Annotated in this window: 7 protein-coding genes; 2 read left to right on the top strand and 5 right to left on the bottom strand. The window is 69.0% G+C overall.

Annotated elements, in window-relative coordinates:
* The 3 genes from VF794_RS03225 to VF794_RS03215 form a co-directional block, all read right to left on the bottom strand.
* Positions 1 to 623 (bottom strand): hypothetical protein (locus tag VF794_RS03225; RefSeq protein ID WP_331107588.1); only part of this gene is annotated, 623 nt, incomplete at its 3' end.
* Between the two features lie 13 nt (positions 624 to 636).
* The gene (locus VF794_RS03220) at positions 637 to 2388 is read right to left on the bottom strand and encodes a hypothetical protein (RefSeq protein WP_331107586.1); all 1752 of its coding nucleotides are present in this window, start codon (positions 2386 to 2388) and stop codon (positions 637 to 639) included.
* A gap of 4 nt (positions 2389 to 2392) precedes the next feature.
* Positions 2393 to 2992, bottom strand: a complete 600-nt coding sequence (locus VF794_RS03215; RefSeq protein ID WP_331107584.1) for a DUF938 domain-containing protein — start codon at positions 2990 to 2992, stop codon at positions 2393 to 2395.
* Between the two features lie 198 nt (positions 2993 to 3190).
* On the opposite strand from VF794_RS03215, the gene VF794_RS03210 reads away from it, so the two are divergent.
* Positions 3191 to 4633: an alkaline phosphatase D family protein gene (locus VF794_RS03210; RefSeq protein WP_331107582.1), complete on the top strand. Its 1443-nt coding sequence runs from the start codon at positions 3191 to 3193 to the stop codon at positions 4631 to 4633.
* A gap of 52 nt (positions 4634 to 4685) precedes the next feature.
* A complete protein-coding gene (locus tag VF794_RS03205; RefSeq protein WP_331107580.1) occupies positions 4686 to 6155 on the top strand; it encodes a mechanosensitive ion channel family protein in 1470 nt (489 codons plus the stop codon).
* A 72-nt stretch (positions 6156 to 6227) separates the two neighbouring features.
* Here the strand turns inward: VF794_RS03205 and VF794_RS03200 are convergent, their stop codons facing one another.
* Both VF794_RS03200 and VF794_RS03195 read right to left on the bottom strand, forming a co-directional pair.
* Positions 6228 to 6917 carry a head GIN domain-containing protein gene (locus VF794_RS03200; protein WP_331107578.1) on the bottom strand — a complete coding sequence of 230 codons (690 nt, stop codon included), beginning with the start codon at positions 6915 to 6917 and terminating at the stop codon, positions 6228 to 6230.
* 92 nt (positions 6918 to 7009) lie between these two features.
* A complete protein-coding gene (locus VF794_RS03195; RefSeq protein ID WP_331107576.1) occupies positions 7010 to 9535 on the bottom strand; it encodes a protein kinase domain-containing protein in 2526 nt (841 codons plus the stop codon).
* Between the last annotated feature and the right edge of the window lie 208 nt (positions 9536 to 9743).

Raw genomic sequence — 9743 nt, 5'->3', positions numbered from 1 at the left:
CGGCGCGTCGGGTCGTCCCCATGCTTCATCAATGAGTCGAAGCGCCCCGCGCGCATCAACTCCACCAGTCGCTCGTCCCGGGCGAGGATCTCGGTCGCGTCCCAGGGGAAGGTGAGTTCTATTTCCCCCGTCTCCTGGTAGCTCGGGTGAGCGACCACGGCTTCCAGGTAGCGCGAGTAGCTGTCGAAGAACCGATCCACATTCGAAGCCACGGGCATGACGTGGGGTTCGGACTCGTAGGTATCCACGTGCACCACGGGTTGCCTTCCCCCCGCGTCCGCGAGGCCAGGCACGGTGGCATAGGTGAAGGTCGAGCCGCCGAAAACAATCACCGGCTCCCCCAACTCTTCCCACCAGTTCTCCCGCCACCACTTGTTGTTCTCCTCCAACCTGTGCTCCTGCTCGTCAGAGCGGGTAAGCACCCAGCACATCACTGTTGTTGCGAAAGCCGCGTGTCCCAGGCGCGCGTAGACGCTTGCCAGTACCGGGTCGAAGGGGAGACCTTCCAACGAGTCTCCCGCCTTCAACGGCACACGAGCGGGCGGCGAGGTCTCCATCCCCAGTTTCAACCGCTGGCATACCTCCAACAATCTCTCCAGACCGGGCAGGGCCATGGGCTTCATTGTTTCTCCTCACCTAATCGAGACCAGGGAATTGGATTCGCAATTCGCGCAGTGCGGCCTCCCTGGTTTCTCTGGCGGTCTTCAACAGCCCTGGAGGATCGTCAGCGCGGTGGTACCAGGGCTCGAAATGACTATCAATGATATCGGCGGCTCGCCTCACTTCATCCGCTGTCGGATTGGGTCGAGCCTTGCGGAACCTCGTCCACAAGAGATTGAGTTCCTTGTGGACGTAATTTCGTAACATCGCCAGATTCTCACCGGCATTGATGTCTTCAGCCGGAAAGAGATGCGCGTATTGGAGTGGACGCCGATGATGGATGGGAAGCTGCTCTCCTAACTCACGCAAGGTCTTGGCGAACTGAGGGTAGAGTTTACCGTAGTAGATGCGAGCTTCGTCTCGAAGAGTTCCTTTCAAGTCGACATCCAGCGGCTGCTGGATGACTTGCTCAAGACGTACGAAGAGTCCCCGCAGCGCCTGGCGCTCAGCCCGGGTCAGGGCCTGCTCGCCTTCCAGCGCCACCTTCCCCCAGAGTTGCTCGAAGGCCTTTCTCTCCCCCATGGGCAGGCGCTTGAGCGCGGTGCGCAACCATCCGGCTGCTACCTCTGGCTCGCGGCCCAGCGCCCTCGGCACCCACTCCAGCCCCTTCGTCGCGAAGAATCCCAGGCCCTTCGCTGCGATGCCGCCCGCGTACCACAGCGCCAGTTCCTCCACGCCTCGCTGCGACAGCCATGCCGAGCCCTCGTACACGCCCTCGCGCCAGCGCAGCAGGATGGCCTCGTGCATGGAGTGGTACCAGCTCTGCTCGGGTGCGGAAGCCAGGGTGGACGATGGGTGCTCCATCCGCACGGATTCCACTCGGCCCCACGCCTGCGCTTCTCCCGGCCGGTGCTCGACTCGCAGCATCAGGTGCACCGTGCGTGAGCCAATTCCCTCGATGAAGGGCAGCAACACCTGCACGGTGTGTCCCGTCACCTCGGGTGACAGCGATCGTGGGGCACCTCCAGTTCCCTCGTCCGTGCTCCGTGTCCCCAGCAACTCCCAGCCGGTAGGTCGGCCATCCTCCAGCCGTACCGCGAACTCCACCCGCGCCGCACCACCGGCCGGCACCTGCACGGCGCGCAATCCCTTCCGGGCCGCCTCGTGGAAGGTGAGCAATGCATCGGCGGTGGCACCCCGGATGCGCGCGGGGAGTGTCTTCGCCTCGGCAGGCCGGGAGCCCTGGCGCGTGGCGTCGTAGTCCACCGCCCAGCGCGACTCCTCGCGCCGCAGTGTCAGCACCACCTCACCCGTGCGCTGGCCCACGTACTCCGTGAAGATGGGGCGTAGCATCCGCTCCAACGTCTTCACCTCCACCGTCCGCCCCGCGTGCCCGTTTCCGCTCTTCTCACGGTAGCCGAGCGGCGTCAGCGCGCCCTCCTCCACCCAGAAGGCGAAGGCCAGCGTTGCTCCCACCTCCTCTACCCCGAGCGCCAGCCCCACCACCTGAACCAGCGCCCTGTCCGCTTCGGCAGCCCGCGCCGACTCATCCGCCTTCGGTCCTCGTCCCTCCCGCCGCGCGGCCTGCACCAATGCCCCTACCCGTTCCTCCTCCACCCGCCACGCTCGACTTCTGGCTTCCTCCTCGCGGCTGGCCCCGCCGATACCGCCTCCGCTGCCGGCCTGTGCTGGCTCTCGCCAGGGAGGAGCGTGCGCCGAGCACCCCGCCAGCAGCAGCCCCAACAGGCCGAGTGCACACCAGCGCGACCTCCCGGCTTCTCTCAACACCCGCTCACCCTCCGCGCTGGCGGAAGACGACGGTGAAGTTGTTGCTCGGCATGTCCACGACGCGGTCCAGCTCCAACCCGTTCGTCCGCGCCTCCGCCGTGACGGCACCCAGCTCGCGCACGCCCCAGGCCGGGTTCCGCTCGCGCAACGAAGCATCGAAGTCGAGGTTGCTCGGTGCGGTGGGGCGTCCCTCGATGAAGTACGCGCCATAGAGGATGAGCGGCCCTCCGGGCGGCAGCACCCGGGCGGCACCGCGCATCAATCCCTGGCACGCCTCCCACGGCGAGATGTGGATCATGTTGATGCACACCATCGCGTCCGCGGCCTCCACGGGCCAGGTGGAAGCACTGACATCCAGCGCGAGCGGAGCGCGCAGGTTGGGCACGCCCTCCTCCTGGCGCCAGGCCTCGATGCTCTCCAGCGCGGTGGCGTCCGCGTCGGTGGGCTGCCACTCGAGCCCGGGGAAGGCGCGGGAGAAGAAGACGGCATGCTGGCCGGTGCCGCTGGCCACCTCGAGCACGGTGCCCCGTGAGGGCAACAGCTCGCGGAGGACGGCGAGGAGGGGCTCGCGGTTGCGCTCGGCGGACGGGGCGTGACGTTTCATGGTGGGGTTCGTGGGGGAGATCCCTTCTCTACTTCTTCGCCACCGTCAGCACCACCTTGCCCGGCCCGTGCCCCGAGTCCAACCGCTTCGTCGTGAACCAATCCCCTCCCCCCGGCCACGGCACAATTGACGCTCCCCGCCGCTTCGTCTGCACTGGGCGGCAAGAGGCCGGGAGCACGGAGACCTCCGAGGGAACGGATGGCGTCGAATCTCGCGAGTGCGGTGACGGTGGGGCCCATCGTGGGGCACACCACGGACACGACGGTGCGCCTGTGGGGGCGTGGAGATCGTCAGCGGACGCCGGGCGGCTCGAGGCGCTGCCACGGGGTGGCGCAGCTGCTCGCGGCCGACTCGCACACGGTCCTCCAGGCGCGCTACTTCAAGCTGCTGCCCGAGGACGACTATACGGGCAGCGTGGACTTCGACGGGCTCCAGCCGGGGACGCACTACCGCTACCGGATGGGCTTCTTCCACTCGGATTCCGAGCCCTTCCACCTGCTGCCTCCGCAGGGGTTGGATCTGCGCTCCACGGGCACGGGCTCCTTCCACACCGCGCCGAGGCCGGGACCCGGGCCGCTGTCCTTCGTGTTCGGCTCATGCCGGCACCCCTCGCCGCTGCCCATCGACTCGGAGGAACTGGGGGACCGGGGCGACCGCATCTTCCGCACCATCCAGGCGCAGCTGGAGCAGGGCGTGAGTACGGATGCGGTGTTGATGTTGGGAGATCAGATCTACGCGGACGTGGGGCGCATGGATCACGCCTGGCAGGAGTACTGCGAGAACTACCGCCGCATCTTCCGGCAGCCGGGGTTGCGCGGGCTCATGTCACGCCTGCCGACGTACATGCTGCTCGATGACCATGAGATCGCCGACAACTGGAGCGCGGATCGGATGTACGACCCGAAGCTCTCGGAGGACCAGCGGGTGGCGAACAAGGCGCGCTACTTCGCGGCGATGATGGCGTACCGCTCCTACCAGATGGTGCACGGGCCCGCGCTGGTGCGCGAGGGCGTGGAGGGTCGCACCAACGCCCCGCGAGGCTACTGGTACACCTTCGAGCTGGGCCCGGCGCGCTTCTTCATGATGGACACGCGCACCGAGCGCTCCTACCTGGCGGCGCCGCCGGAGATGATCGGCCCCACACAGCTCGAGGCCTTCAAGCAGTGGCTGGTGGAGGACCGGGAGGGCTTGAAGTTCGTGGGCTCATCGGTGCCGTTCTTCCCGGACGTGAAGCTGGCGGGCTACATGGAGTGGGAGCGCAAGGACAAGTGGGCGGGCTTCCTGCTCCAGCGCCAGAAGCTGCTGGAGTTCATGCGGGACGAGGGGGTGAAGCGCGTGGTGTTCCTCTCGGGGGACGTGCACGTGTCCTTCTGGAGCGAGCTGCGGAGCACCTCGCGGCCGGACTTCCAGGTGCTGTCATTGGTGTCCTCGGCGTTCCACGCGCCCATGTTCGTGCCCCCGTTCGGCATGTTCGAGAAGGAGGGCATCCTCGACGGGCAGGCGGACTTCGTGGTGAAGCGCAGTGGCGGCTACACGGGGAAGAGCAACTTCACGCGCGTCACGTGGAACGAGCCGGAGCTGCGCGTGGAGGTCTTCGAGCGCAAGGGGGAGAAGGTCTCGGACACCCGGTTCACGCTCTGATCCACTCCCCGTGCCTTGACCCGTCCAGGGCGCGGGGAGCACGCTCGCGAGCGTGTTGACCTTCCTCCAGAGTCATCTGACGTTGACGGTGGGAGTCGTTCTCACGCTGGTCGTCCTCGTGGCCCGGGCGGCGAGCTCGGACTCGAGCTTCCGCAGGGATCTCCGGGGAGCGCTCTACTTCCTGGTGGCGTTCTTCGCGCTGCGCGTGGTGGAGAAGGAGCTCGGCCCCCTGCTGCACGAGCGGGCGCTGCAAGTGCTGAGGGTAGCGTGGATGCTCACCTTCGCCTTCGGCTGCATCCGGGCGGGGGTGTCCTTCGGCATCCAACTGCTGCGGCTGCGCTCGGCGATGCCGCCTCCGAAGATCCTCCGCGACGTGCTCGACGTCACGCTCTACGCCGTCGCCGTCCTCCCCATTCTCAAGACGCAGCTGGACATCGATCTGACGAGCCTGGTGGCGACGTCCGCCATCCTCTCGGTGGTGCTCGGTCTGGCGATGCAGGACACACTGGGCAACCTCTTCGCCGGACTGTCGCTTCAGCTCGAGCAGCCCTACCAGGTGGGCGACTGGGTCACCATCAAGGACGTCACCGGGCGCGTGGTGCAGATCGCCTGGCGCGCGACGCGCATCGAGACGATGCGCAAGGAGATCGTCACCCTCCCGAACAACGTCTGCTCGAAGGAGTCGGTGAAGAACTACTCGCGAGGGGCGGGACAGCCGGTGGCCGCGGACATCTACTTCCATGCCGCGTACGACCGGGCGCCCAACGAGGTGAAGGCGGCGGTGCTGGAGGTGCTGGAGAACGTGCCGCTGATGCAGCGCGATCCGCCGCCGCTGTGCCGCACGTGGGGCTTCGACGAGATGGGCGTCCGCTACCAGGTGCGCTACTACGTGGAGGACTTCGGGCAGAGCGACTGGGTGATGGAGGAGATCTACACCCGGCTGTGGTACCGCTTCCGGCGGGACGGCATCGAGCTGCCCTACCCACAGCGCGCGGTGCACCTGCGCAACGGCCCACCAGCCTCCGAGTTCTCCGACGAGGTGGTGGACGAGATGCTGCGGCGGGTGGATCTCTTCAAGGTGCTCCAGGAAGAGGAGCGGGTGCGGCTGCGGCAGGAGATGGTGCCCAAGCGCTTCGCGAAGGGAGAGCACGTCCTGGAGCAGGGTGAGTCGGGCAACACCTTGTACCTGGTGGGCTCGGGATCGCTGTCGGTGCGAGCGGGTGGGGTGGAGGTGTCGAGGCTGACGCGGGGCAGCTACTTCGGGGAGATGTCGCTGCTGACGGGCGAGCCGCGCGCGGCGACGGTGGTGGCGCTGACGGACGTGGTGTTGCTGGAGCTGGGCCGGCCGGTGTTCGCGCGGCTGTTCGAGGCGCATCCGGAGCTGGCGCCGAAGCTGTCGGGGATGCTGGCGCACCGACGCACGCAGCTGGACGCGGCGATGACGGCCTCGGGAGAGACGGTGGAGCCGACGGACGAGCACCACATCCTGGACCGGCTGAAGAGCATCTTCCGGCTGAGCTGAGACCCACCCACCCACCAAACCCCTCTCCCGAAGGGAGAGGGACGGGGTGAGGGTATCGGGGGACTCGGGCTGCTACTCGTAGTGGATCTCCGAACCGCCGGACTTGCTCACCTGCACGTTCGCGGGCTTCTTGCCGGCCTTCACGATGGAGCCGCCAGACAGGGCTCCCGTGATGCTGCGCTCCGCGCTGGCCTCGATGCGCGTGCCGCCGCTGGCCTGCACCTTCAGCGACTCGGCCTGGACGTCGCGCGCCTCGATGACGGAGCCACCGCTGCCCGCCAGCTCCAGCTCTCCCGCGCGCCCCTTCAGCTCCAGCTGGGAGCCGCCGCTCGCCGCCGCCTCGAGCGTCTTCACGTCCACGCCGGTGACATGGATCTGACTGCCACCGCTGGCCGCTACCGAGAACTCCTCGACCCGCGTGGCCTCCGCGTCGATCTCCGAGCCACCACTGGCCGCCACGCTCTCCACGCGCGGGTTGGTGACGTACAGGCGCACGTTCTTGAGGCCCTTCGAGAAGAACCAGGAGCCCTTCTCCTTCTCCACCTCCGTCCTCAGCACCCCGTCCGTCACCACCAGCTTCACCCGGGCCACGTCCTCCGCGCTGCCCTCCAGGCGCACCGACTTCGCACCCGGCTTCACCTCGGCGTGGATGCCACTGCTCACCGCCACGCCGCGGAAGTCGGGGACCTCGACCGGCCCCTGGGCGAACACGGGGACGGAGACCAGCAGGGCGACGGGGAGGATCAGGGTGCGCAGCATCATGGGGTTTACCTCGGGAGAAGGGAGGCAGGGGGCCTCGGTCCTCCAGGGTACGCGCGGCCTCCGGAGCGATTGCCTCCGGGTCGCTTGCCCGCTCATTTCGAGGCGGGCTTCTCCAGGGAGCGGCGGATGGAGGTGACCTCCCCCGCCTTGATCTCCACCTGGAGCTTCATCGACCGACCCTCGGTGCCAAGCACCCGTAGGGCATGCTTGCCGACGGGCAGGGACACCCGGAAGAGCGGCGCCTCTCCCAGCAGGCGCTCGCCCAGGTACACCATCGCTCCCGCATCCGTGACGAGCGTCAGGGTGCCCGTGTCGCCCGAGGTCTCGGCCGTGCCCGAGCGCTCGCGCTCCAGCGCCTCCCAGGCCCGGTCCGCCTCGCCAGGGTTCGTGACCATCTCGGGCGAGGTCTCCGCTTCCGCTTCCACTTCCACCGGAGCGCTCCCGCGCTTGCGGCGGGTGCTGGACCCGGCCTTGCTCCGCTTCGTGGGCTTCGTCGGAGGGTCGATCCGGGCGGGCGGGGGCGCGACGTCCTCCGGGACCGCGGGAACCGCCTCGGCCTTCACCTCGGACGCGCCTTCAGCCGGGGAGGCCGCGCTGGGCGAGGGCTCGGTGGCGGAGGCAACGGACGTGGAGGCACCCGTGTCCGCGGTGCTCCCGGTGTCCACCACCGTGGCCTGTGGGGCCGGAGCCGTGTCCCCGGTGCTGGCCGGTGGAGGCGGTGGGGCTGGCGTGGGGCTCTCGGCCTTGGCCGGCGGGGGAGCCACGGCGGGAGCCGGGGGTGCGGCCGGTGGGGCGGGGAACAGCAGCGAGGAGATCAGCCCCCCATCCAGCCGCAGCACCACCGCGGCGGCCCCGAGGCCCACCAGGAGCAGCAGCACCAGCGCCACCACGGCGGCTCCCGGGCCCCGGCGTGGACGCGCGGGCTCCCTGGCGTGGACGGCGGGGGCCCGGAGCGCGGGGGGGCGGTTGACGAGGCGGGTGGCTTCTTCCGCGTCCTCGTCCTCGGGCTCCACTCCAGGAGACCAGGCGGAGGCGGGCGGCGCGAGGGCCGGGGCGGTGGGCAGCTCGACCTCGGGTCCGGTGTCCTCCTCGGGCTCCACCTGGCGCGTCCGGGCGAACGCGGGCTGGGAGATCATGGGGACGGTGAGCAGCTCGGGTCCGGTGTTGTCCTCGGGCGGCAGCTCGCGGGGCCGGGCCACGGGCATGTCCAGGGTGGGCCGGCGGCCGGGTCCCTGGCGGACGGACTGGGAGGCGCCAGGGCTCGGAGTGTCCTGGGCCCCGGAGCCGGGGCGCGGCCGCATGATGGCCGTCTGGATGTCCCCCTCGGGCGTGTGCTGCGCGGGCACGGCCTCGGCGCGGCTGAGGCCGCGGCGTGCGAGGGGCGGCTCGGGAAGCGCGAAGCGCGGGGACGCAGTGGGCTGGGTGAGCTGGGTGACAGGCTCGTCGTGGATCGGGGGTGGGCGAGCCGTGGAGAGCGCCGGCCGGACGTTCGTGTCCTCGGGAGGTGGCGGCGGCACGACGGGCATCGACAACGAGGGCCGTCGGACGGCCGGGGGAGGGGCCAGGCCGGCGGGAGGAGTCCTCGTAGCGGCGAGACCCGGCCCGGGCGGAGGCGTGGCGGGCGCCTCCTTGTCCGAGAAGAGCTGCGCGAGCTTCACCTCGCCCGTGCTGTCCACGGCGGCGCGGCCTCGGGCGAGTAGCTGACGCGTCTGCTCCCGCCGCTCGGCGAAGAGGCGCCGCAGCAGCTCGCCGCTGGTCTCGGGCAGCCAGATGAGCGGGCCCACGGTGCGCTCCAGCTCGCGGGCGAACTCCAGCGTGGAGGCGTACCGCTCCTCGCGCTTACGCGCCAGCGCCTTGAGCACGATGGCATCCAGCTCGGGGGGAATGGACTTGTTGGCGCGCGAGGGCTCGGGGATGGGGGCCCGCAGCACCGCCTGGGCCACCGCCATGGGCGACTTGCCTGGGAAGAGCCGCATGCTGGTGAGGCACTCGTGCAGCACCACGCCCAGGCTGAACAGGTCACTGCGCGCGTCCAGCGGCTCGCCGCGGATCTGCTCCGGCGACATGTACCCGCTGGTGCCCTTCACCATGCCCACCGCCGTGCGGCTGGCCATCGCCAGGTTCTTGGCGATGCCGAAGTCCAGCAGCTTGGTGACGCCCTCGTACGTCACCATGATGTTCTTCTCGGCCACATCCCGGTGGATGACGGGCGAGGGCTCGCCGAGCGCGTCCGTGAAGGTGTGCGCGTAGTGGAGCGCCAGCGCCGTGTCACGCACCGAGGCCAGCCCGAAGCCCACGGGGATGGGCTCGTTGTTGGCATGGCAGGCGCGCGCCACCTCCACCAGCGTGGCCCCCGGGACGAACTCCATGGCGAGGAACAGCTCGTCCCGATCCACGTCCAGGTCGAACACCTGGGCGATGTGCGGGTGGTTGAAGGCCGCCGTGACCTTGGCCTCGTCCAGGAACATCTGGACGAACTCCTCCTGGCCCTGGATGTCCGGGAGGATCTTCTTGAGCACCACGGGCTTGTGGAAGCCGGCCAGTCCCCGTTTGGTGGCGAGGAAGATCTCGGCCATGCCGCCCGTGGACAGGCGACAGACCACCTCGTAGTTGCCCATCTGCCGACCACGGACGTCGTCCGGGCCCTGAGGTGTTTTCGACCCGGCCATTCGCGCAAACCCAGCATATAGGACCACGGGCCCAAGGGCGAAAGCCACCCCGTGATTTTCGCGTGGAAGTGCAACGGGGGTGGATTCCACCTACCTGCCAGGCCACCCCGTTACCTCCTCCCAGTGTCGGGAAGCCTGGCGTTCCGGCCTCTCGGCT

Source organism: Archangium sp. (assembly GCF_036389735.1).
In the GTDB taxonomy this organism is placed as follows: Bacteria; Myxococcota; Myxococcia; order Myxococcales; family Myxococcaceae; genus Archangium.
Note: the sequence above shows the minus strand (reverse complement) of the source record. Positions and strands in the feature narration are given on the sequence as shown.